Origin of the sequence: Salmonella sp. SAL00672 (genome assembly GCF_046552175.1) — a bacterium.
Classification (GTDB): Bacteria; Pseudomonadota; Gammaproteobacteria; order Enterobacterales; family Enterobacteriaceae; genus Salmonella; species Salmonella enterica.
Genome location: NZ_JBGDUQ010000001.1, coordinates 209,515 through 232,170, shown reverse-complemented (window position 1 = coordinate 232,170; position 22,656 = coordinate 209,515). Strand labels below are relative to the sequence as shown.

20 protein-coding genes and 1 other RNA gene are annotated in these 22,656 nt (G+C 50.5%); 11 read left to right on the top strand and 10 right to left on the bottom strand.

Annotated features, from left to right (window positions below; translation table 11 throughout):
* The first annotated feature begins 61 nt into the window (after nt 1–61).
* Nucleotides 62–301 carry a major outer membrane lipoprotein gene (locus ACLJTG_RS01215; protein ID WP_017465453.1) on the top strand — a complete coding sequence of 80 codons (240 nt, stop codon included), beginning with the start codon at nt 62–64 and terminating at the stop codon, nt 299–301.
* Nucleotides 302–367: 66 nt separating this feature from the next.
* On the opposite strand, the gene ACLJTG_RS01210 is transcribed toward ACLJTG_RS01215, so the two are convergent.
* From ACLJTG_RS01210 to sufA, 7 genes are all read right to left on the bottom strand, one after another.
* Entirely contained in the window at nt 368–1,369 is a 1,002-nt protein-coding gene (locus ACLJTG_RS01210) for a L,D-transpeptidase family protein (RefSeq protein ID WP_000817059.1), read from the bottom strand.
* A 154-nt stretch (nt 1,370–1,523) separates the two neighbouring features.
* Complete coding sequence (gene sufE / locus ACLJTG_RS01205) at nt 1,524–1,940, bottom strand: cysteine desulfuration protein SufE (RefSeq protein ID WP_000729470.1); 417 nt, start codon at nt 1,938–1,940, stop codon at nt 1,524–1,526.
* 12 nt (nt 1,941–1,952) lie between these two features.
* Nucleotides 1,953–3,173 (bottom strand): cysteine desulfurase SufS, encoded by a 1,221-nt coding sequence (gene sufS, locus ACLJTG_RS01200; protein ID WP_000143845.1) that lies wholly within the window; start codon nt 3,171–3,173, stop codon nt 1,953–1,955.
* A complete protein-coding gene (sufD, locus tag ACLJTG_RS01195) occupies nt 3,170–4,441 on the bottom strand; it encodes a Fe-S cluster assembly protein SufD (protein WP_000907944.1) in 1,272 nt (423 codons plus the stop codon). The genes sufS and sufD overlap by 4 nt, the downstream gene beginning before the upstream one ends.
* Nucleotides 4,416–5,162 (bottom strand): Fe-S cluster assembly ATPase SufC, encoded by a 747-nt coding sequence (gene sufC / locus ACLJTG_RS01190; RefSeq protein ID WP_000948902.1) that lies wholly within the window; start codon nt 5,160–5,162, stop codon nt 4,416–4,418. Before sufC ends, sufD begins: the two co-directional genes overlap by 26 nt.
* Before the next feature lie 16 nt (nt 5,163–5,178).
* Complete coding sequence (sufB, locus tag ACLJTG_RS01185; RefSeq protein WP_000089375.1) at nt 5,179–6,666, bottom strand: Fe-S cluster assembly protein SufB; 1,488 nt, start codon at nt 6,664–6,666, stop codon at nt 5,179–5,181.
* Between the two features lie 8 nt (nt 6,667–6,674).
* Nucleotides 6,675–7,043: a Fe-S cluster assembly scaffold SufA gene (gene sufA, locus ACLJTG_RS01180; protein ID WP_000418970.1), complete on the bottom strand. Its 369-nt coding sequence runs from the start codon at nt 7,041–7,043 to the stop codon at nt 6,675–6,677.
* A 426-nt stretch (nt 7,044–7,469) separates the two neighbouring features.
* Here sufA and ACLJTG_RS01175 point away from each other — a divergent pair, with 426 nt between their 5' ends.
* Nucleotides 7,470–8,816 (top strand): L-cystine transporter, encoded by a 1,347-nt coding sequence (locus ACLJTG_RS01175; protein WP_080102176.1) that lies wholly within the window; start codon nt 7,470–7,472, stop codon nt 8,814–8,816.
* 287 nt (nt 8,817–9,103) lie between these two features.
* Here the strand turns inward: ACLJTG_RS01175 and ACLJTG_RS01170 are convergent, their stop codons facing one another.
* From ACLJTG_RS01170 to ACLJTG_RS01160, 3 genes are all read right to left on the bottom strand, one after another.
* A complete protein-coding gene (locus ACLJTG_RS01170) occupies nt 9,104–9,292 on the bottom strand; it encodes a YdiH family protein (protein WP_001537749.1) in 189 nt (62 codons plus the stop codon).
* Nucleotides 9,293–9,390: 98 nt separating this feature from the next.
* Nucleotides 9,391–9,801, bottom strand: a complete 411-nt coding sequence (gene menI, locus ACLJTG_RS01165) for a 1,4-dihydroxy-2-naphthoyl-CoA hydrolase (RefSeq protein WP_000637930.1) — start codon at nt 9,799–9,801, stop codon at nt 9,391–9,393.
* Nucleotides 9,798–12,854 (bottom strand): FAD-linked oxidase C-terminal domain-containing protein, encoded by a 3,057-nt coding sequence (locus ACLJTG_RS01160; protein WP_198898119.1) that lies wholly within the window; start codon nt 12,852–12,854, stop codon nt 9,798–9,800. Before ACLJTG_RS01160 ends, menI begins: the two co-directional genes overlap by 4 nt.
* A 264-nt stretch (nt 12,855–13,118) precedes the next feature.
* On the opposite strand from ACLJTG_RS01160, the gene ydiK reads away from it, so the two are divergent.
* The 9 genes from ydiK to ACLJTG_RS01115 all read left to right on the top strand — a co-directional run bounded on the left by ydiK (nt 13,119) and on the right by ACLJTG_RS01115 (nt 22,655).
* Nucleotides 13,119–14,237: an AI-2E family transporter YdiK gene (gene ydiK, locus ACLJTG_RS01155; RefSeq protein ID WP_000248615.1), complete on the top strand. Its 1,119-nt coding sequence runs from the start codon at nt 13,119–13,121 to the stop codon at nt 14,235–14,237.
* Nucleotides 14,238–14,419: 182 nt separating this feature from the next.
* Nucleotides 14,420–14,527: antisense sRNA RprA (gene rprA / locus ACLJTG_RS01150), an RNA gene on the top strand.
* A gap of 167 nt (nt 14,528–14,694) precedes the next feature.
* The gene (locus tag ACLJTG_RS01145; protein ID WP_000980455.1) at nt 14,695–15,054 is read left to right on the top strand and encodes a YdiL family protein; all 360 of its coding nucleotides are present in this window, start codon (nt 14,695–14,697) and stop codon (nt 15,052–15,054) included.
* Nucleotides 15,055–15,194: 140 nt separating this feature from the next.
* Nucleotides 15,195–16,406: an MFS transporter gene (locus tag ACLJTG_RS01140; RefSeq protein WP_000797666.1), complete on the top strand. Its 1,212-nt coding sequence runs from the start codon at nt 15,195–15,197 to the stop codon at nt 16,404–16,406.
* A gap of 363 nt (nt 16,407–16,769) precedes the next feature.
* Complete coding sequence (locus tag ACLJTG_RS01135) at nt 16,770–18,005, top strand: MFS transporter (RefSeq protein ID WP_000081209.1); 1,236 nt, start codon at nt 16,770–16,772, stop codon at nt 18,003–18,005.
* Nucleotides 18,006–18,071: 66 nt separating this feature from the next.
* Nucleotides 18,072–18,938: a quinate/shikimate dehydrogenase gene (gene ydiB, locus ACLJTG_RS01130; protein ID WP_000383488.1), complete on the top strand. Its 867-nt coding sequence runs from the start codon at nt 18,072–18,074 to the stop codon at nt 18,936–18,938.
* A gap of 44 nt (nt 18,939–18,982) precedes the next feature.
* Nucleotides 18,983–19,741: a type I 3-dehydroquinate dehydratase gene (aroD, locus tag ACLJTG_RS01125; protein WP_079951486.1), complete on the top strand. Its 759-nt coding sequence runs from the start codon at nt 18,983–18,985 to the stop codon at nt 19,739–19,741.
* Nucleotides 19,742–19,894: 153 nt separating this feature from the next.
* Nucleotides 19,895–21,490 carry an acyl CoA:acetate/3-ketoacid CoA transferase gene (locus ACLJTG_RS01120; RefSeq protein WP_000700599.1) on the top strand — a complete coding sequence of 532 codons (1,596 nt, stop codon included), beginning with the start codon at nt 19,895–19,897 and terminating at the stop codon, nt 21,488–21,490.
* 13 nt (nt 21,491–21,503) lie between these two features.
* Nucleotides 21,504–22,655 (top strand): acyl-CoA dehydrogenase, encoded by a 1,152-nt coding sequence (locus tag ACLJTG_RS01115; RefSeq protein ID WP_000347819.1) that lies wholly within the window; start codon nt 21,504–21,506, stop codon nt 22,653–22,655.
* Nucleotide 22,656: the final 1 nt, after the last annotated feature.

Sequence of the window (22,656 nt, the reverse complement as noted above, 5' to 3'; positions counted from 1 at the left end):
TGGCGCACATCGTGCGCCATTTCTTTACCCGAATAACCATGCATAATATAAGGATATTATTATGACCCGTACTAACAAGCTGATCTTAGGTGCAGCAGTTCTGGGTTCCACGTTACTGGCAGGTTGTTCAAGCAACGCTAAAATCGATCAGTTGTCTTCCGATGTACAGACGCTGAGCGCTAAAGTTGAGCAACTGAGTAATGACGTAAATGCAATGCGTTCCGACGTTCAGGCTGCTAAAGACGATGCTGCTCGCGCGAACCAACGTCTGGACAACAAAGTATTCCGCATCTGTAAATAATTTGACGCACAATATAAAATGGCGCACATCGTGCGCCATTTTTTTGTCCGTCGTTTGCTGCGAAGGCTACTGCGTCGCGCGCGTTTGCCCCTCTTCCCCGACAAAACCGTTCTGAGCGGATTCGACTGCGGTCGTATTTACCGCCGGCGTCTGCCCGGCGCTCACGCTGACAGGATACCCGGCTCGCCGGTATAGCGCCTTATCGACCAGGCGACTATCCACCCCTTGCGCGTTTCTGAACGCGGTAAATTCCGCAGGCAACACGTAGGGCATCGTCTGCACGTTTTGCTCTTCTTCCGGCGATAGCGGCCTGTGTACCTCTACATAACGAATGCCATTCGGCTCGACAGAGAATTTCACCGGCTGGTTAATCACTTTTACCGGCGTCCCCGTTCTGACCTGCGCAAATAACGCTTTGATGTCCGGCGCGTTCATGCGAATACAACCGGAACTCACACGCAGACCTACGCTATCCGGCGCGCTGGTGCCATGAATGAGATATTCCCCATTACCGTGCGCCAGACGCAGCGCATAGCGTCCCAGCGGGTTATTTGGCCCGGCAGGGATCACCGGCGGCAGCGTGATCCCCCGCTCAAGCGAACGTTGGCGTATGCCTGCCGTCGGCGTCCACGTCGGGTTGGGGATCTTTTGCCCTATCCGGGTGTCCATGACGGGAGTTTCCAGTCCCTGCAAACCGATGCCGATGGGATACACCTGAACGCGGTTTTCTCCCGGCGGGTAATAATACAACCGTAGCTCCGCGAGGTTGACGATAACGCCTTCCCTGGGCGCATCCGGCAATAGCATCTGCGAGGGAATGGTAATTAGCGTACCGGGCTTAGGCACCGGCGCAATCGTATTGTTCGCTTCAAGAATGAGCATCGCCGCCGTATCAAAACGCCGGGCGATAGCCTGCAGGTTTTTATCACCTTCCTGTACGGTATAGGTTTGATTCTGACCAATAAGACGGCTGCCTTCGGGCGGTAATGGATAATCAACCGCCCAGGCTGCCTGTAACGCGCTATACGCGCCGATAATAGTTAGCGTAATGAAAGACGCACGTTTCATACCAAACCTCCTGTATTCCTGGTGATGCCCTCTGCGACGACTGGTAGCGCTTCGCTTATCAGAACAACAAAATATACGCTCTGTCCACTCTGGATAAAGCGACGTCGCCGTCCGACAAAGGATTTGACATCAGGTAGAACGCTGTCTGTACAGTTTAGCTAAGAGTGGCGGCCTTAGCGCGAATTGCGCGAATCATTGCTTCCAGCCCCTGAGAACGAGAAGGTGTGAGGTGTTGCGTAAGCGCCATTTTTTCGAACCATGGCCGGACATCAAAATGCACAATATCCTGCGCCGTCATTTGGTGGTACAAAATAAATACCACCGCCATAAGGCCTTTAACGATCGCCGCGTCGCTGTCGCCCTGCAATTCGATAATGCCGTTGGCGTTTCGCCGCATCACGATCCACACCTGGCTCTGACAGCCATGAATCGTATTTTGCGGATTGCGATCCTGCGGATTTAACTCCGCCAGGCGCTGCCCCAACTCAATAATATATAAATATTTCTCTTCCCAATTAGCGCAACGCGTAAAGTTACGCAGCAATTTTTCTTTATCCGGTAGCGCAGCCATAAAACCTCACTGTTATCCCAATAAGCGGTGGATACGCGTTAATCCTGCCACCAGTCGGTCCACTTCTTCATGGGTGTTATACATCGCCAGCGAAGCCCGGCACATTGCCGGCACGCCATACCAGGCCATGAGCGGCATCGCGCAGTGATGCCCCGTTCGTACCGCGATGCCGTAATTATCAAGAAAGCTGCCGACGTCGTAAGCATGGTGTTTACCCAGATTAAACGCGATGACGCCCAACCGCTGCGCCGGACCATACAGCGTGATATCAGGCACCTGCGCCAGTTGCTCCAGCGCATAGCGCATCAGCATCTGCTCATAATCGCCAATCTTATCCAGTCCCAGCGACGTCACATAGTCAATTGCCGCGCCGAGACCGATGATGCCGCCAGTATTCGGCGTTCCCGCCTCAAAACGCCAGGGCGCTTTCGCCCATGTCGTTCCCTGCGTCAGGCTGACGGTCGAGATCATCGACCCGCCCCCTTCCCACGGCGGCATTTCTTGCAGCAACGCCTCTTTAACATACAGAATACCGATGCCGGTCGGCCCGTAAAGTTTATGGCCGGAGAAAACGTAAAAATCGCAGTCCAGCGCCTGGACATCAACAGCATGGTGCATCACGGCCTGGGCGCCATCCACCAGCACTTTCGCCCCATGCTGGCGCGCCAGCGCAATCATGTCCGGCAGTGGGTTTTCCGTCCCCAGCACATTGGAAACATGGGTAATGGCCAGCAGTCGGGTTCGGTCATCGAACAGTGCTGCTAAGGTCTCCAGCCGCAGCGTACCGTCAGGATGCAATGGGATCACGCGCAGTTCAGCGCCTTTGCGCTCGCACAGCATCTGCCAGGGAACGATGTTGGCGTGATGCTCCATCTCGCTGATCATAATGTTATCCCCGGCGCGAATATTTTCCGTTCCCCAACTGTTGGCGACAAGGTTAATGCCCTCCGTCGTACCGCGCACGAACACCAGTTCTTCTGCGGAGCGGGCGTTAATAAACCGCGACGCCTGCTTACGCACATTCTCCATGCTTTCGGTCGCCTGCGCGCTTAACGTATGGATACCCCGATGTACCGCAGCATAGCCGTGACGGTAGAAGGCAGATTCAGCATCAATCACCTGATTAGGTTTTTGAGCGCTGGCTGCGCTGTCCAGGTAAGCCAGCGGCAGGCCGTTAACTTCACGCTGCAGTATGGGAAAATCCGCCCGTATTTTTTCTACAGGAAATGTCATACCAGGCCTCCGGGCAGTCGCTGGCCGATTCGCGCCAGCACCTGCTGTTTAAGGGCGCTATCATGGATAGCTTCCGTTAACTCTGCGGCAAACGCGTAAAGAATCATGTGCCGCGCCTCCTGCTGCCTGATGCCGCGTGATTGCAGATAAAACATCTGCTCATCGTCAATACGCCCGATCGTCGCGCCGTGGCTGCACTTCACGTCATCGGCATAGATCTCTAATTGCGGTTTGGTATCGACTTCAGCCAGTTTCCCCAACAACAGGTTATTATTGGTCATCTGGCCGTCGGTTTTAATGGCGTGTTGCGCCACGTTAATCAGGCCATTAAAGACCGCGCGTCCTTTGTCGCTGACGATGGTCTTGTGCAACTGGCGGCTGTTACAGTAGCCTTTGTTATGTTCCAGCCATGTCCGCGTATCGCAGACTTCATTTTTCACCGGCATCGCCAGACTATTCAGTCGAAGCGTCGCGTTTTCACCATTCAGTTGTGAGCTGCTGTGGTGACGTAGTACTGCGGCGCCCAGCAGAAAACTGTGGCTAAACGCCGAGGCGTCTGTCGCCAGCAGAAGATCGTTATGCGCAAAGTGATAGCTGGACGCATTTTCAAACGCCAGTTTGATATGACGCAGTTGCGCATTGTCTGCAACGTTCATCGTCAGACGCGCGCCGGTAAAATGTTTTGCCGCTGTAAGGCTGACATAATGCTCAATAACCGTCGCTTCCGCGCCTTCCGCCAGCGCCAGATGGTGGCGATAATGCGCGGTGTTCAGCTCGTCGCCATCCACGCCCTGCGTGATATGCATTAACAGTAGCGGCCTGGTCGGACGCTGATTTCGCCGTACCTGTATATACGTGACACATTGCGCCAGGCTTTCCGTCAGATGCAGAAAAACCTCAGGCTGTACCGGCGCGGCAAGCGTCTGGCGCTCATCCCTGACGCTAACGTCAAATCCGCTGTTTTGCGTGCTATCACTGAGATCTGGCATAAACCGACCATCGACAAACACCAGCCGCACGGCATCGATTTGCAGCGCCAGCGCATCACGCTGTGCGGCGCTGATAGTCACACACTGCTGGATAAACTGGCTATGGGTTAAGCCCTCCAGCGGCGTGTATTTCCAGTCTTCATGTTTACGCGTCGGCAATCCCAGACGTAACATCTGTTGTAAATGTTGTCTTGCCTGCTCAGTTCGACTTTCTCTTTTTTCCTCAAAGAGATGCTGCCATTGCTGTAGCGCTTTACTGCTGTTCGGTAAGCCAGCCATAACCCTGCTCCTCCAGTTGTTTGACCAGAGTAAAATCGCCGGATCGGACAATTCGCCCCTGATAGAGGACATGGACGTAATCGGGTTTGATATAGTCCAGTATGCGCTGATAGTGGGTCACGATAATAAAAGCGCGTTTATCGTCGCGTAACGCGTTGACGCCTTCCGCCACAATTTTCAACGCATCGATATCCAGTCCGGAGTCCGACTCATCAAGGATGCACAGTTCCGGCTCCAGCACCGCCATTTGCAAAATATCATTGCGCTTTTTCTCCCCGCCGGAAAAACCGACGTTTACCGAACGGGTCAGCAAATCTTCCGGCATTTTCAGCAATGCGATCTTCTCTTCCATCAGATCCTGAAAATCAAAGCGATCCAACGACGCCTGCCCGCGGTAGGCGCGCACGGCATTCAGCGCGGTTTGCAGGAAAAACTGGTTACTGACGCCGGGGATTTCTACCGGGTACTGGAAGGCCATAAAAATCCCTTCGCCCGCCCGTTCCTCCGGCGACAGTTCAAGCAGATCTTTACCTTTGAACGTAACCGAGCCGCCGGTGACCTCATAATCTTCACGTCCCGCCAGAGTGGCGGAGAGCGTGCTTTTCCCGGAACCGTTCGGCCCCATAATGGCATGAACTTCGCCGGGGCGAATCTCCAGATTCAGGCCACGCAAAATCGCTTTTTCTTCCACACTGACCTGTAAATCTTTAATGCTTAACATGGGTTTTCCTTCATCATTAACCGACGCTGTGCTCAAGGCTAATCGCCAGCAGTTTTTGCGCTTCAACGGCAAACTCCAGCGGCAGTTCCGAGAAAACGTCTTTGCAGAAACCGTTGACGATCATCGAAATAGCGTCTTCTTCGCTGATGCCGCGTTGCAAACAATAGAAAAGCTGATCTTCACCGATGCGTGATGTTGTCGCTTCGTGCTCCAGTTGCGCGCTGTTATTGCGGCATTCAACATACGGGAACGTATGCGCGCCGCAGTCCGCGCCAATCAACATGGAGTCGCATTGGGTGAAATTTCGGGCGTTGGTTGCCGTCGGCATAATTTTTACCAGCCCACGGTAGCTGTTCTGGCTGTGGCCGGCGGAAATGCCTTTTGAGATAATGGTTGAGCGCGTGTTTTTACCGATATGGATCATTTTGGTGCCGGTGTCAGCCTGCTGATGTCCACTGGTCAGCGCAACGGAATAGAACTCGCCGATAGAATTATCACCGCGCAGAATACAGCTCGGGTATTTCCAGGTAATCGCCGAACCGGTTTCCGACTGGGTCCACGACATCTTGCTGTTTTCCCCTTCGCACAACGCCCGCTTGGTCACAAAGTTCAGAATGCCGCCCGTGTTGTTGTCGCCCGGGAACCAGTTTTGTACGGTGGAATATTTTACTTCAGCATCTTTATGGATGATGACTTCCACTACCGCGGCGTGGAGCTGATAACTGTCGCGTACGGGCGCGGAGCAGCCTTCGATATAACTCACATAGCTGCCTTCATCCGCCACCAGAATCGTGCGCTCAAACTGACCGGTTTTCTCAGCGTTAATGCGAAAATAGGTGGATAACTCCATTGGGCAACGCACGCCTTTGGGAACATAGATAAATGTCCCATCGGAAGCGACTGCCGCATTCAGCGCGGCAAAAAAGTTATCGTTCCCCGGCACGACGGTGCCAAGATATTTCCTGACCAGGTCAGGGTGATCGTGTATCGCTTCGCCAAAAGAACAGAAAATAATGCCCTGTTCCGCCAGTTTTTCACGGTATGTGGTCGCTACGGAGACCGAGTCAAAAATCGCATCGACGGCGACCTCTTTCCCTTCGCGAACCGGAACGCCAAGTTGCTCGAAGGCGTCTTCAACCTCTTTACTCAAAAAGGTATTCGCGCCCGTTTGCTGTACGGCTCCCGGCTGGGAAACGCAGTTATCGTCGCAGTTTCCGCATGATGGCGCAGAGTAATAGCTGTAGTCCTGATAGTTCAGTTTATCGTAGTGCGCCTTCAGCCAGTGCGGTTCATCCATGTCCAGCCAGGCTCTATAGGCATTGAGACGAAATTCCAGCATCCACTCAGGTTCGTTACGCTTTGCGGAAATCGCGCGCACCACCTCTTCGCTGATGCCTTTTGCCAGTTCATCAGTGGGTAATTGCGTGAAAAATCCTTCTTTGTAATTAAGGCGTCCGCCTGTCCAGATGCCGACCTCTTCCGTTGCTTCAGTGTTACGAGACATAGTACCGCCTATACCCCAAAACTTTCGCCGCAGCCGCATTCATTCTGGGCTTTGGGGTTATGAAATTTAAATAACTGGTTCAGCCCTTCCTGTACGTAATCCACTTCTGTTCCGTCAATAAAAGGCATCGCCTGTAACGGTGCGAAAAGCTTTGCGCCTTCGGCTTCAAAAACCAGATCGTCTTTATCCGGCTCCCGAACGGTATCCAGAACATAGCCAAATCCGGCACATCCCGTCTGTTTTACGCTTAACCGCACGCCCAACATGCCCGGCTGCTTTTCTGCCAGTTCACGTATGTGCGCTGCCGCCGCTGGCGTTAGCGTCAGCCCTTGCCAGGGGAAGTCCTCCGGGTTAAACGTGTCTGAATGCAATTCCATAGAGTTACCTCGCGTTCTAAATCACCAGGATATAACAGCATGTTAGTGATAATGATTATCACTTCAACCCCTTAACCGCAGGGGCTTTCCAACAAATGGTCATATTGAGCGCCTTTTATTAAGCATAGACCCTGTCCGCCAGGTCATACGACAGACAAAAAACAACTTAACTTTTTGATAAGTAATGATTTATAAGATATTAACCGTTCTGACAGGTCAAAAACGAAAAGATGTATAGAAAATGACTATTTAATTAATAGGCTGTCGACATTGCCGGGCGGCGAGGTCAGAACCCCATTTTTTGTATGGATACCTGGCGTTGCGCTCTTTATAATCCGCTGCGGTTCTATAACTCAGTTTGAGCTATAGGTTTATGTAAACTCTTTCCGGCATTTCAGGTGCTGAATGAGGCAAGAGGCTTAAAATATGGTTGTTACGCTCGCGTATATCGTACTTTTTTTGGTTTTCTCGTGGGTCATCTTGAGAATTAATCAAAAAAGCGATTCCCTGTCGAAAAGCGTTTTTATCGCTATCTTTTTAGGGGCTGTTATTGGTTTATCCCTACATTTTATTTCAGCAAATCACACTAAAACTATTATCGAATGGTACAGCATCGTCGGCAATGGTTACGTCCACCTGCTAAAACTGGTCGCTATACCGCTAATTTTTATTTCTATTCTTTCCGCCATCAATAAACTGGAAAATAGTGCCGGCATCGGAAAAATGTCGCTGACGATCGTCGGATGCATGTTATGCCTGGTGATGGCTGCTGGTTTTATCGGATTACTGACCGCCCATATACTGGGGCTTGACGCCAGCGCTTTTGTGCACATGCCGTCAATGTTAACTACAGAAGAAGTCAATAAGACTGCCGCGGTGTCGATTCCCCAGTTAGTGACATCGCTGATTCCGACTAATATTTTTCTTGATCTTACGGGGGCCAGAAGTGTTTCCGTTATCGGCATCGTTATCTTCACGCTAATAGCGGGGATCGCTCTGTTAAAGGTCAAAAAAGAGGCGCCGGAAGAAGGTCAGAAATTAAGCGCAGGCATTAACGCTATCCAGATCTGGGTCATGAAGATGGTACGTATCGTTATTGCATTAACGCCCTATGGCGTCATGGCATTAATGACTACCGTATTTTCATCATACCACTTTGAACAATTCGCCAGCTTACTTGGTTTTATCGGCGCCTGTTATATCGCGATTTTCATGATGTTTATCGTGCATGCCATCTTGCTGATCCTCAGCGGTAATAATCCAGCGCGTTATTTCAGAATGGTCTGGCCCGTCTTAACCTTTGCGTTTGTTTCCCGCAGCAGCGCAGCCTCTATCCCGCTGGCCATTTCCGCCCAGGAAAAATTTGGCGTACAAAGCACCATTGCCAATATTTCCGCCTCGTTTGGCTCCAGTATGGGGCAAAATGGCTGCGCCGGGATTTATCCGGCTATTATGGTAGCGATGATTGCGCCCACCATCGGCATTGATCCTCTCTCGCTGCATTTTCTGGCCGCGATGTTGCCTGCCATTGCGCTAGGGTCTATTGGCGTAGCCGGCGTCGGCGGCGGTGGTACGTTCGCGACGCTGATTGTCCTGTCGACGTTGAATTTTCCCGTTGCGCTGGTCGGTATTTTTATTGCCATCGAACCTATCGTTGATATGGCCCGCACGGCACTGAACGTTAACGGATCGATGATGTCAGGTGTGCTGGCTAACCGTATTTTGAATAATCATACGGCTGACGACATGCCAGCGGTTATTGACAGACCTTAGTTTTTTACGCGCCCGGAAAAGAAAAACCCTTAAGTCTGTTCAATACAGGCTTAAGGGTTCCGGCCCCATCCGGCGCTTATCTCCGGCACTCTTAATGGCTTAGCTCTTGAAGGGGCATAAGAATAATCTCATAAAGAACGCGCGCCTTTTTAGCACAAATGGCGATCTGTATTTTTTTTAAACAAAATCAAGGGGGTTATCTATTACCTGGGGACAGTGTCTGGTGAGATTGCCTGGTAACATAGCCGGATGGCGGCTAACGCCTTATCCGGCCTACACAGACTTTATTAATGCACGCCCAACCGCCAGGCGAAATAGATCTCTTCTTTCAGTTCGGTTGCAGAGAGGGTGAGGAGATCGGCAAACTCTAACTCCAGCTGTTTTAAACGCTTCAAATACTGCGCGGGAGAAAGTTCGGTTTTATCACGGCGTAAAAATTCAATCGCCAGTTGGGTTGGGTCTAAATCAGTAGACATATCATCCTCGCTTATGTGTAAACGTGCACAGTATATCACCTTTTTCTGCGCACATTTTGACCAAAAGCAATATGCATCACACTTTTATGGTGACAACGTCACACAATCGCCGTAGTAAGGCGCGAAGAACAGCACAGACGTCCCTGTTCATCAAAGATCTCTATCTGCCAGACCTGATGGCGAGCCCCGGTATGCAACGCTTTACAGACGCCTCGTACGCGCCCCTGACGCGCCGACCGTACATGGTTGGCATTCACCTCCAGCCCCACCACCTTTTGCTCCCCCTGCGTACACAGATAACCTGCGACCGAGCCGATACTTTCCGCCAGCACCACAGACGCTCCGCCATGCAGCAAGCCGAACGGCTGTTTGGTGCGATGATCGACGGGCATTGTCGCTTCCAGCGTATCGTCCCCAATACGCTCAAAGCGGATATCAAGCAGGCCAACCATATTCCCTTCCCCCATCGCATTAAGCGCATCGAGGGTCACTTCACGTTTCCAGATCAACCTATAATCTCCAGTAATGCCTGCAACGGGTGACGCACGCCCGTACCTTCAATGCGTTTAACCTGGCTTCGGCAGGAATAACCGGTTGCCAGGCAACGGTTTCGCGGTAAACGTTGCATCGCCTGATGCCAGGATAGCTCATAAATTCCCAGCGAATTTTTATGATTGGTTAGTTCATGTCCATAAGTGCCCGCCATACCGCAGCAGCCTACGCTGACATTTTCCAGCTTCGCGCCAAAATGGGCAAAGATGGCGGCCCACTGCGCAGGCGCGCCGGGTAAAGCCGTGACTTCCGTACAATGACCAAAAAAGTACCACGGTTCGCCGCTCACCTCGACGGACAGTCTTGCATTTATTTCCTGCGCCAGCCATTCATTCACCAGCAACACATGAAAATCGCCGCGCTGTTCGCCCAGCGCCAGTTTGTATTCGTCGCGATAACACAGAACCAGCGCCGGATCGACGCCCACCATCGGCATCCCCAACGCAGCGATCCGATTAAGGAACTCAGAGGTTTTTTTCGCCGTTTTCGCAAAGCAATTAAGAAAACCTTTAATATGCTGCGCCTTACCATTCGGCGAGAACGGTAACAATACCGGCCTCCTGCCCAGTTTTTCCGCCAGGCGGATAAAGTCCGCTACGACCCGAGCGTCGTAGTAGCTGGTAAACGGGTCCTGAACCACCAGTACCGTTTTCGCTTTTTGCTCGGCGCTCATGCGCTCCAGTTGCTCAAGCGTCATATTGGCAGACGGATGGCCCACCAGTTGCTGTTGCAATGAAGGGGCAGAAAGCAGAGGTAAATCCACCATACCGATATGTTTTTTCGCCAGATTGCGAACCATCGGTTGGTTAATAAAAAAGTTAAAGGTCTTTGGCGCACGCGCCATCAGCGGCGCGTAGGTCTCGACCGTCGCCACCAGATGATCGCGTACCGGACGCAGATAACGCGTATGGTAAAGCTGTAAGAAACGTGAACGAAACTCCGGAACATCGATTTTAATCGGACACTGGGTCGTACAGGCTTTACACGCCAGACAGCCGGACATGGCCTCTTTAACTTCATGGGAAAAGTCATACTCGCCTTTGCGTTTGTGCCAACTATTCCGGGTGCGGGCAATCAGCGTGCGTAAGCTGGCGCGTTTTTCCGGCAACTCCTTTTCCAGCTTCAGCGGATCGACGCCGCGATCGGCCAATAGACGGAGCCATTCCCGTACCAGCGTCGCCCGCCCTTTCGGCGAGTGGATCCGGTTAAGGCTAATTTTCATCGACGGGCACATCGGGCTTTTCGCATCGAAATTAAAGCACAGGCCGTTACCATTACACTCCATAGCGCCGCGCCAGGTCTGCCGTACCGCCAGCGGGATTTGCCGATCCCAGGTGCCGCGTTTTACCGCATCCACCTTCATCATCGGCGCCTCTATCCCTTGCGGCGGACAGATTTTACCCGGGTTAAGTCGATTATGCGGATCAAAAGCCGCTTTTATTTTGCGCAGCTCGCCATACAGGACTTCGCCGAAAAAGGCCGGGCTGTATTCCGCACGGAAACCTTTTCCATGCTCGCCCCACAACAGCCCACCGTATCTGGCGGTCAGCGCGACGACCTCATCGGAGATCTGTTTCATCAACAGTTCCTGCTGCGGATCGCACATATCCAGCGCCGGACGCACATGCAGCACCCCGGCATCCACGTGGCCGAACATGCCGTAACTTAAGCCATGACCATCCAGCAGAGCGCGAAATTCGGCGATGTAATCGGCCAGATGTTCAGGCGGCACGCAGGTATCTTCCGCGAAAGGAATCGGTTTGGCAGCGCCTTTCGCATTACCCAGCAGCCCTACCGCTTTTTTACGCATCGCGTAAATACGCTCAATACCCGTCAAATCGGTACAAAGTTGCCAGCCGATCACGCCCGCTTCCGCACGTGCCATCAGGCCATCCAGCCGGTGGCACAGCGCCTCGACCTGTCCGTCAATAAGCGCTTCATCGTCACCCGCGAATTCCACGATATTCAGGCCAAGCATTTCTTTATCCGGCACATCGGTAATCAATTCGCTAACGGAGTGCCAGACAATATCTTCCCGCGCGAGGTTAAGGACTTTGGAATCGACCGTCTCGACGGATAAGGCGCGCGCATCAACCATAAAAGGGGCGTTACGCAGCGCGGAATCAAAGGAGTCGTATTTTACATTTACCAGACGGCGGACTTTGGGTATCGGGGTAATATCCAGCCGGGCTTCAGTAATAAACGCCAGCGTCCCTTCCGACCCCGTTAAGATGCGGGTAAGATCGAAGCGGGTCATGTCATCGTTAAAGACGTGGCGTAAATCGTAGCCTGTCAGGAAACGATTGAGCTTTGGAAAGCTATCGAGGATAAGTTGACGGTTTTCCAGGCAGGACTGATAGACGGTCTGATAGATGCGGCCTGGCATCGTCGTGTTTTCACCCAGCGTCCGGGCAAGCTCTACGGGCATCGATTGCGTGTCAAGGATATCGCCCCCCAACAATACGGCCCGTATGCCTAAGACGTGATCTGACGTTTTTCCATAGACCAGCGAACCCTGACCGGAGGCATCGGTATTAATCATACCGCCAAGCGTGGCGCGATTACTGGTGGAAAGTTCCGGCGCAAAAAAATAGCCATACGGCTTTAACGCTTGATTAAGCTGATCTTTTATCACTCCCGCCTCTACCCGCACCCATCCCTCTTCAGGATTAATTTCAATAATGCGGTTCATATAGCGGGACATATCAACAATAATGCCCTGGTTTAGCGCCTGGCCATTCGTGCCAGTACCGCCGCCTCGAGGGGTAAATATCAGCGACGTAAAGCGCGGCTCCGCCGCCAGACGGGCAAGAAGCGCGACATCCGCCGTAGAACGGGGAAACACAACAGCATCGGGAAGAAGCTGGTAGATACTGTTATCGGTCGACATTGTCAGACGGTCGGCATAGCTGGTTGCCGTATCGCCCGTAAACCCTTGCTGCTCCAGCGCCTGTAAAAAATTGAGCACCAGCTGAACGACGCCGGGTGCCTGAGAAATTTGTGGAATCATTATATTGACCTTTTCCTGCGGTCTATGTTGTGAACGGTGGCGCCCAACCCGGCGAGCGCGAGCGGTCTACGCACAGGAAGGGATGCTTAATCGTTTGCGTGTTGCGTTATTTGTTGTATCACATTTTTTTCCTGTGCGCCCAACAGAATTACATGCAGAATCGGCCTGTTAAAAACCGCTGAAATTGCTCATCATTATAGGGTGTGGTTTGCATGTTCACGTCGCGCCAACGTTCTGGCGCAAAGACAAAGGTGAAAAGTATTTATGGTAAATGTTCGTCAGCCCAGGGATATTGCGCAAGTGCTGCTATCGGTGCTGTTTTTAGCCATCATGATTGTGGCCTGTTTGTGGATAGTACAGCCTTTTATTTTGGGGTTTGCATGGGCAGGTACGATTGTTATCGCGACCTGGCCCGTTTTGCTGAAATTACAAAAAATATTGTGGGGCCGCCGCTCGCTTGCCGTACTGGTCATGACGCTGCTGTTAGTGCTGCTCTTCGTTATTCCCGTCGCCTTGCTGGTGAACAGCATTGTCGATGGTAGCGGCCCGCTCATCCATGCAGTGACCGGCGGCGATATGACGCTACCCGATCTGGCATGGTTAAATAATATTCCGTTGGTTGGCGCCAAACTGTATGCCGGATGGCATAGCCTGCTGGATATGGGCGGTAGCGCTATTATGGCGAAAGTGCGGCCTTATATCGGCACAACCACGACCTGGTTTGTCGGTCAGGCGGCGCATATCGGACGCTTTATGATGCACTGCGCCCTGATGCTGTTGTTTAGCGCCCTGCTTTACTGGCGCGGCGAACAAGTGGCGATGGGTATACGCCATTTTGCCTGTCGTCTCGCGGCTAAACGCGGCGATGCGGCGGTTCTGCTGGCTGCCCAGGCGATCCGCGCCGTGGCGCTTGGCGTGGTGGTCACCGCGCTGGTACAGGCGGTACTTGGCGGCGTCGGGCTGGCGATTTCCGGCGTGCCTTACGCTACCCTGTTGACGGTAGTGATGATCCTTTCGTGTCTGGTTCAGTTGGGGCCGTTGCCGGTATTGATTCCAGCCATTATCTGGCTTTACTGGACAGGCGACACCACCTGGGGCACCGTGCTGCTGGTTTGGAGCGCCGTCGTCGGCACTCTGGATAACGTGATTCGCCCGGTACTCATCCGCATGGGCGCCGATTTACCGCTGCTTCTGATCCTTTCCGGGGTAATCGGCGGCCTGATTGCATTCGGTATGATTGGTCTGTTTATTGGACCGGTGCTTCTGGCCGTGACCTGGCGTTTGTTCTCCGCATGGGTACATGAAGTTCCGGCGCCGACGAATGAACCAGAGGAGATCCTTGAAGAGCTGGATGATATCGAGGAAGCCAACAAGCAGTCATAATCCCGTCGGGCGGCATTGCCGCCCGATGCTTTAGCGACGTTTATCAATTCAACGCACACTCCATTTTGATTCGCCCGTCTGTTCCCCGCCGCATCTCATTTCTGTCGCAAATCCGTTACAGTTTTTAAACTATTGAGACGAATCTGATCGACGCAAAAAGTGCTCATGCCTACTATTAGCACACGGTTATAAATCAACACATTGATTTATAAGCATGGAAATCCCCTGAGTGAAACAACGAATTGCTGTGTGTAGTCTTTGCCCGTCTCCTACGATGGGCTTTTTTTTTAACTTTTTTCGCTGCATTGTTACATAAGCCAGCTCCCGTTTCCCTTCAACACCGCGATATCTGCAACGAACAAATAATATTGCACAAAATAGTGTGATTCTGTTCAAGTCGAAACGGTGTCGGTGGTGCTATTTATAGCATCACTTTTTTCATATAAAAGCCTAAAAAATGATGAACGCGTTAGAACTACAAGCACTACGGCGTATTTTTGATATGACGATTGAAGAATGCACAATCTATATCACCCAGGATAATAATTCGGCAACCTGGCAACGATGGGAAGCTGGCGACACTCCCATCTCTCCAGAAATCATTGCCAGGCTAAAGGAAATGAAAGCCAGGAGACAGCGACGAATTAACGCCATTGTTGACAAAATAAATAACCGCATCGGCAATAATACAATGCGTTACTTCCCTGATTTATCTTCTTTTCAGTCCATTTATACAGAGGGGGATTTTATCGAGTGGAAAATTTATCAATCTGTTGCTGCCGAACTTTTCGCACATGATCTGGAGCGGCTGTGTTAGACGTAAACGTTATCGCCGCATCGTATTGATACCGGATAGAAAACCACACAATCACGACATTGACTTGTCACCCTATCCAATATGCTTCCTGCCTGTGTATACCACTGTAACGTTCAGGCGGCATCTCTGAGTCAGATAATATGAAAAATCGTTATTTCCCTACCGCTGTAGGGTTGTATTTTAATTACTTTGTACATGGCATGGGGGTTATCCTGATGAGCCTGAACATGTCATCGCTTGAACAGCAATGGCATACCAGTGCCGCAGGCGTATCTATTGTGATCTCTTCGCTTGGTATTGGCCGGCTAAGCGTTTTGTTAATCGCCGGTATGCTTTCCGATCGCTTTGGTCGCCGTCCTTTTATCATTCTGGGGACCGCCTGTTACCTGATTTTTTTCATTGGCATTCTTTATGCTCAGACGATTTTTGTCGCTTATGCCTGTGGCTTTTTAGCGGGTATGGCCAACAGTTTTTTGGATGCAGGTACCTATCCCAGTTTGATGGAAGCCTTCCCTCGCTCCCCCAGTACGGCAAATATTCTGATCAAAGCATTTGTCTCTGGCGGGCAATTCTTGTTGCCCATTATTATCAGTTTATTAGTCTGGGCTAATATGTGGTTTGGCTGGTCCTTCCTGCTTGCCGGGGCGATCATGCTTATTAATGCTCTGTTTTTATTACGCTGCCCTTTTCCACCCTATCCTGGTCGGATATTGAAACCCAAAATCTCGCAAGCGCCTGTCGCAGGCGTACATCATTGCTCCCTCATCGATCTTATCAGCTACACCCTTTATGGCTATATCTCGATGGCAACCTTTTACCTTATCAGCCAGTGGCTGGCGCAGTATGGACAGTTCGTCGCAGGAATGTCGTATACCCAATCCATCAAACTGTTAAGTATTTATACCTGCGGCTCGCTACTGTGCGTTTTTATAACCGCCCCGCTGGTCAGAAAAACAATTCGCTCTACCACATTATTGATGTTTTATACTTTTATCTCTTTTATTGCGCTTCTGACGGTCTGCCTGCATCCTCAGGCCTATGTGGTTATGATCTTCGCATTCGTCATTGGATTCTCTTCCGCCGGTGGCGTAGTACAAATCGGCCTGACGCTGATGGCGGCCCGTTTTCCACAGGAGAAAGGTAAAGCGACCGGCATTTATTACAGCGCCGGCAGTATCGCGACGTTCACTATTCCGTTGATCACAGCGCGGATTTCAGAAATGAGCATTGCACATATTATGTGGTTTGATACCGGTATCGCCGCAGCGGGATTTCTTCTCGCGCTGTTCATCGGTTACCGAAGTCGGGCTGAATCACAACATCACGCTGAAGCAGCGTCAACTGCACAATAAATGTTAGCGTGCCAGTTGCAATATTATTGCCTTGCTATGCAAAATAAAACGTTAGCCATTATCACCGGGAAACAAAAAATGTAATTTTCGTGTTAATTATTATTCATTATCTTCACACTTATCAGAAAAATTGCGATGAGCATCACGAGTTATATGTATTAAACAACAAATTCGCAGCAATTTTTATATTTCCTGGCTAACAAATGAAATGCTACCAATGCAATAAACCTGGCATTTTAAACGCCATGTTATGTACATATAACGACAGTACCGACTTATAGTGTTACTGAACAATCGCTGCATGTAGTAAAGCAGTAATAAGCAGGACATTGAATCAAACCATCAGCAAGGAGCTGTGAACAAATGTCTCAGAACAAGGCTCGCAACATGCCATATTTGCTGGCTGTTATCTGCATTTATTTTAGTTACTTTCTCCACGGCATGAGTGTTATTACACTAGCCCAGAACATGACCTCCCTTGCACAGAAATTCTCCACGGATAGTGCCGGTATCGCCTATTTAATCTCTGGCATTGGTCTTGGTCGTCTGGTCAGTATTTTATTCTTTGGCGTACTGTCCGATAAATTTGGCCGTCGGGCAATAATACTGCTTGGCGCCGTACTATATATGCTATTTTTCTTCGGTATTCCCGCCAGTCCTAACCTGATGATCGCTTTCATATTAGCGGTGTGTGTCGGCGTGGCGAACTCCGCGCTGGATACTGGCGGATACCCTGCATTAATGGAGTGTTTTCCCAAAGCATCGGGCTCGGCAGTTATTCTGGTTAAAGCGATGGTCTCTTTTGGGCAAATGATTTACCCCCTTATTGTCAGCGCCTTGTTAGTCAACCATATCTGGTACGGCTACGCGGTGGTAATCCCCGGTATCCTTTTCGTCCTCATCACGTTGATGCTGTTGAAAAGCCGCTTTCCCAGCCAACTTGTCGATGCCAGTATTGCGAAAGAATTACCCCAGATGAACAGTACTCCCCTCGTCTGGCTGGAAGGCGTAGCTTCCGTTTTATTTGGCGTCGCCGCGTTCTCAACCTTCTATGTGATTGTGGTCTGGATGCCTAAATATGCGATGGCCTTCGCCGGAATGGCGGAATCCGACGCGCTGAAAACCATCTCTTATTACAGTATGGGATCGTTGGTTTGCGTGTTTATTTTTGCCGCATTGCTGAAAAAAATGGTTCGCCCCATCTGGGCCAATGTTTTCAATGCCGGGCTGGCGACACTCACCGCTGCGGCAATTTACCTGTATCCCTCTCCACTGATCTGTAATGCTGGCGCCTTCGTGATTGGTTTTTCCGCTGCTGGAGGTATTTTACAATTAGGTGTATCGGTAATGTCGGAATTTTTCCCTAAGAGTAAAGCTAAAGTCACCAGTATATATATGATGATGGGGGGCGTAGCTAACTTTATTATTCCACTGATCACCGGTTATCTCTCTACTATTGGCCTGCAATATATCATTTTGTTAGATTTTGCCTTTGCACTACTGACATTTATCACCGCCATTATTGTATTTATTCGCTATTATCGCGTATTTAAGATCCCGCAAAACGATGTCCGATTTGGCGAGCGTTATTTCCAGTAAAAATGTTAACTATGCGCAACAGGCATGCGCCCTGCTCTGCACTGTCCACTTATTAAGGAGTATAAAATGGATGTTACCGCAAAATATGAATTAATTGGTCTTATGGCGTATCCTATCCGTCATAGCTTATCGCCCGAAATGCAAAACAAAGCGTTAGAAAAAGCGGGGCTACCGTATACCTATATGGCTTTCGAAGTGGATAACACGACGTTTGCCAGCGCCATTGAAGGACTGAAAGCATTAAAAATGCGCGGTACGGGCGTCTCCATGCCAAACAAACAGCTCGCGTGTGAGTATGTCGATGAATTAACGCCAGCAGCAAAACTGGTTGGCGCTATCAACACCATTGTTAACGATGACGGCTATCTACGCGGCTACAACACGGATGGTACGGGCCATATTCGGGCAATTAAAGAAAGCGGTTTCGATATTCGGGGAAAAACCATGGTGCTGCTCGGCGCGGGAGGCGCGGCTACCGCCATTGGCGCCCAGGCAGCCATTGAAGGCATTAAGGAAATTAAACTGTTTAACCGTAAAGATGACTTTTTCGAAAAAGCGGTTGCCTTTGCGAAGCGGGTGAATGAAAACACCGATTGCGTCGTTACCGTCACCGATCTTGCCGATCAGCACGCTTTTACTGAAGCGCTTGCCAGCGCAGATATTCTGACGAACGGCACCAAAGTTGGCATGAAACCATTGGAGAACGAATCCCTGATCGGCGATGTTTCCCTGCTCCGCCCTGAATTGCTGGTCACCGAATGTGTTTATAATCCGCATATGACAAAGTTATTGCAGCAGGCGCAACAAGCTGGTTGCAAAACAATTGATGGTTACGGCATGTTGTTATGGCAAGGAGCCGAACAGTTTGAACTGTGGACAGGAAAAGCATTTCCATTGGACTATGTGAAGCAGGTGATGGGATTCACAGCCTGACCGGTAAAATTATAATTGCGACGAATGACAATGAAGGGTACCAAATGAAAACCGTAACTGTAAGAGATCTCGTGGTTGGCGAAGGCGCGCCAAAGATCATTGTGTCGCTAATGGGAAAAACCATTACCGATGTGAAATCGGAAGCACTCGCCTACCGTGAAGCGGATTTCGATATTCTGGAGTGGCGCGTTGACCATTTTGCCAACGTGACGACGGCAGAAAGCGTACTTGAGGCCGCCAGCGCCATCCGGGAGATTATTACCGATAAACCCTTGCTATTTACCTTCCGCAGCGCGAAAGAAGGCGGCGAACAGGCGCTAACCACCGGACAGTATATCGCTCTGAATCGTGCAGCGGTTGACAGCGGTCTGGTCGATATGATCGATCTTGAGCTTTTTACCGGCGACGATGAGGTGAAAGCCACCGTCGGCTATGCTCATCAACACAATGTTGCGGTGATCATGTCTAACCATGATTTTCATAAAACGCCCGCAGCGGAAGAGATTATTCAGCGTCTGCGTAAAATGCAGGAACTGGGCGCCGATATTCCGAAGATCGCCGTCATGCCACAGACTAAAGCCGATGTCCTGACCTTACTTACCGCCACTGTAGAAATGCAGGAGCGCTATGCGGATCGTCCGATTATTACCATGTCGATGTCGAAAACCGGGGTAATATCTCGTCTTGCCGGCGAAGTGTTCGGTTCTGCGGCAACGTTTGGCGCGGTGAAAAAAGCATCTGCGCCGGGACAAATATCGGTAGCCGATCTGCGTACCGTATTAACTATATTGCACCAGGCGTAATACTTTATCGTGTGGCGGAATATTCTCTTTCTGCCACAATAAAATAAATAGTTATCTGACATGAATATGTTCCATATTCATTGAAAGCCGCTGTCTTTATTACCTTAACACGGTTATATCGATATTGTTTTCAGGGATAATAGTGGAGTAAATATGAAAATCAATAAGCCATCACGCATTAATGGCCGCGTTCCCGTGCTCTCTGCACAAGAAGCAGTAAATTATATTCCAGATGAGGCCACTTTATGTATTCTGGGCGCAGGCGGCGGTATTCTCGAAGCGACAACATTAATTACCGCACTGGCAGATAAATATCAAACAACCCAGTCACCACGAGATTTATCTATTATTAGCCCTACCGGATTAGGTGACCGCGCCGATCGCGGCATCAGCCCGCTGGCGCAGGAGGGACTGGTAAAATGGGCGCTATGCGGACATTGGGGGCAATCTCCCCGTATTTCTGAACTGGCTGAACAAAATAAAATCGCCGCCTATAACTACCCACAAGGCGTATTAACCCAGACGCTGCGCGCCAGCGCCGCACACCAGCCGGGTATTCTGAGCGATATCGGTATTGGTACCTTTGTCGACCCTCGCCAACAGGGCGGAAAATTAAACGACGTGACTAAAGAAGATCTCATTAAGCTGGTAGAGATCGATAATAAAGAATATCTCTATTATAAAGCGATAGCGCCTAATGTGGCTTTTATCCGCGCCACCACCTGCGACAGCGAAGGCTATGCATCATTTGAAGATGAGGTGATGTATCTTGATGCGCTGGTGATCGCCCAGGCCGTTCACAATAATGGCGGTATTGTAATGATGCAGGTGCAGAAAATGGTAAAAAAAGCCACGCTGCATCCAAAATCCGTGCGTATTCCCGGCTATCTGGTGGATATTGTGGTTGTCGACGCCGACCAGACGCAACTCTATGGCGGCGCGCCGGTGAACCGATTTATCTCCGGGGATTTTACTCTTGATGACAGTACCCAGCTTACCCTGCCCCTTAATCAGCGCAAGCTGGTAGCCCGACGCGCGCTGTTTGAAATGCGTAAAGGCGCGGTAGGCAATGTGGGCGTAGGCATTGCCGACGGTATTGGTCTGGTCGCTCGCGAGGAAGGCTGCGCCGATGACTTCGTGCTGACCGTGGAAACAGGCCCGGTGGGCGGTATTACCTCTCAGGGCGTGGCCTTCGGCGCCAATGTCAATACCCGCGCGATCCTTGATATGACCTCACAGTTTGATTTTTATCACGGCGGTGGGCTCGATGTCTGCTATTTAAGTTTTGCCGAAGTGGATCAACACGGTAATGTCGGTGTACATAAATTCAACGGCAAAATTATGGGCACCGGCGGGTTTATCGATATTAGCGCAACGTCGCAAAAAATTATTTTCTGCGGAACTCTGACGGCCGGAAGTTTAAAAACTGAAATTACCGATGGCAAATTAAATATTCTGCAGGAAGGTCGCGTCAAAAAATTCGTCAGCGAACTGCCGGAAATTACGTTCAGTGGAAAAATTGCGCTTGAGCGCGGGTTAGATGTGCGTTACATCACTGAACGTGCGGTTTTCACTCTCAAACAAGATGGCCTGCATTTAATTGAAATTGCGCCTGGCGTCGATCTGCAACGGGATATTCTTGACAAGATGGATTTTTCACCGGTTATCTCACCAGATTTAAAACTGATGGACACAAGATTATTTACCGATAGCACTATGGGATTCACGCTTCCTGACGCAACACATTAAAAGGAGTACAAATATGGATTTTTCATTAACTGAAGAACAAGAACTATTACTGGCCAGTATTCGCGAGTTAATCACCAGCAATTTTCCGGAAGAGTATTTCCGTACCTGCGATCAAACGGGCACCTATCCCAAAGAATTTATGCAGGCGCTGGCGGAAAACGGTATTTCGATGCTGGGCGTCCCGGAAGAATTCGGCGGCATTCCGGCTGACTATGTAACGCAAATGCTGGCGCTGATGGAAATCTCAAAATGCGGCGCTCCGGCCTTTTTGATTACCAACGGCCAATGCATTCACAGTATGCGCCGTTTTGGTTCCGCAGAACAACTGCGTAAAACAGCAGAAAGTACTCTGGCCACCGGCGATCCAGCATATGCGCTAGCCTTAACAGAACCTGGCGCGGGCTCTGATAATAATAGCGCCACAACAACCTGGACGCGTAAAAACGGCAAGGTTTATCTTAACGGCCAAAAAACATTTATCACCGGTGCAAAAGAATATCCTTACATGCTGGTTCTGGCGCGCGATACGGAGCCAAAAGATCCTAAAAAAGCGTTCACGCTTTGGTGGGTGGACTCAAATAAACCGGGCATAAAGATTAATCCGCTGCACAAAATTGGCTGGCACATGTTGAGTACATGCGAAGTTTATCTTGATAATGTCGAGGTGGACGAAAGCGACCGGGTCGGTGAAGAAGGCATGGGTTTCCTCAATGTCATGTACAATTTTGAGATGGAGCGTTTGATTAATGCGGCGCGCAGTACAGGTTTCGCCGAATGCGCGTTTGAAGATGCCGCCCGTTACGCCAACCAGCGTATCGCCTTTGGTAAACCCATCGGCCATAACCAGATGATCCAGGAAAAGCTGGCGTTAATGGCCATCAAAATCGAAAACATGCGCAATATGGTGTTGAAAGTCGCCTGGCAGGCCGATCGGGAAGAGTCACTGCGTACCAGCGCCGCGCTGGCTAAGCTGTACTGCGCACGCACAGCGATGGAAGTGATTGACGATGCGATTCAGATTATGGGTGGGCTTGGTTATACTGACGAAGCCCGTGTCTCCCGCTTCTGGCGTGATGTTCGCTGCGAACGTATCGGTGGCGGCACGGATGAAATTATGATCTATGTGGCAGGACGCCAGATTCTGAAAGACTATCAGAACAAGTAAG

Coding starts and splice junctions, on each gene's coding strand:
- ACLJTG_RS01215 (WP_017465453.1), top strand. CDS start 62: ATGACCCGTACTAACAAGCTGATCTTAGGTGCAGCAGTTCTGGGTTCC.
- ACLJTG_RS01210 (WP_000817059.1), bottom strand. CDS start 1,369: ATGAAACGTGCGTCTTTCATTACGCTAACTATTATCGGCGCGTATAGC.
- sufE (WP_000729470.1), bottom strand. CDS start 1,940: ATGGCTGCGCTACCGGATAAAGAAAAATTGCTGCGTAACTTTACGCGT.
- sufS (WP_000143845.1), bottom strand. CDS start 3,173: ATGACATTTCCTGTAGAAAAAATACGGGCGGATTTTCCCATACTGCAG.
- sufD (WP_000907944.1), bottom strand. CDS start 4,441: ATGGCTGGCTTACCGAACAGCAGTAAAGCGCTACAGCAATGGCAGCAT.
- sufC (WP_000948902.1), bottom strand. CDS start 5,162: ATGTTAAGCATTAAAGATTTACAGGTCAGTGTGGAAGAAAAAGCGATT.
- sufB (WP_000089375.1), bottom strand. CDS start 6,666: ATGTCTCGTAACACTGAAGCAACGGAAGAGGTCGGCATCTGGACAGGC.
- sufA (WP_000418970.1), bottom strand. CDS start 7,043: ATGGAATTGCATTCAGACACGTTTAACCCGGAGGACTTCCCCTGGCAA.
- ACLJTG_RS01175 (WP_080102176.1), top strand. CDS start 7,470: ATGGTTGTTACGCTCGCGTATATCGTACTTTTTTTGGTTTTCTCGTGG.
- ACLJTG_RS01170 (WP_001537749.1), bottom strand. CDS start 9,292: ATGTCTACTGATTTAGACCCAACCCAACTGGCGATTGAATTTTTACGC.
- ACLJTG_RS01160 (WP_198898119.1), bottom strand. CDS start 12,854: ATGATTCCACAAATTTCTCAGGCACCCGGCGTCGTTCAGCTGGTGCTC.
- ydiK (WP_000248615.1), top strand. CDS start 13,119: ATGGTAAATGTTCGTCAGCCCAGGGATATTGCGCAAGTGCTGCTATCG.
- ACLJTG_RS01145 (WP_000980455.1), top strand. CDS start 14,695: ATGATGAACGCGTTAGAACTACAAGCACTACGGCGTATTTTTGATATG.
- ACLJTG_RS01140 (WP_000797666.1), top strand. CDS start 15,195: ATGAAAAATCGTTATTTCCCTACCGCTGTAGGGTTGTATTTTAATTAC.
- ACLJTG_RS01135 (WP_000081209.1), top strand. CDS start 16,770: ATGTCTCAGAACAAGGCTCGCAACATGCCATATTTGCTGGCTGTTATC.
- ydiB (WP_000383488.1), top strand. CDS start 18,072: ATGGATGTTACCGCAAAATATGAATTAATTGGTCTTATGGCGTATCCT.
- aroD (WP_079951486.1), top strand. CDS start 18,983: ATGAAAACCGTAACTGTAAGAGATCTCGTGGTTGGCGAAGGCGCGCCA.
- ACLJTG_RS01120 (WP_000700599.1), top strand. CDS start 19,895: ATGAAAATCAATAAGCCATCACGCATTAATGGCCGCGTTCCCGTGCTC.
- ACLJTG_RS01115 (WP_000347819.1), top strand. CDS start 21,504: ATGGATTTTTCATTAACTGAAGAACAAGAACTATTACTGGCCAGTATT.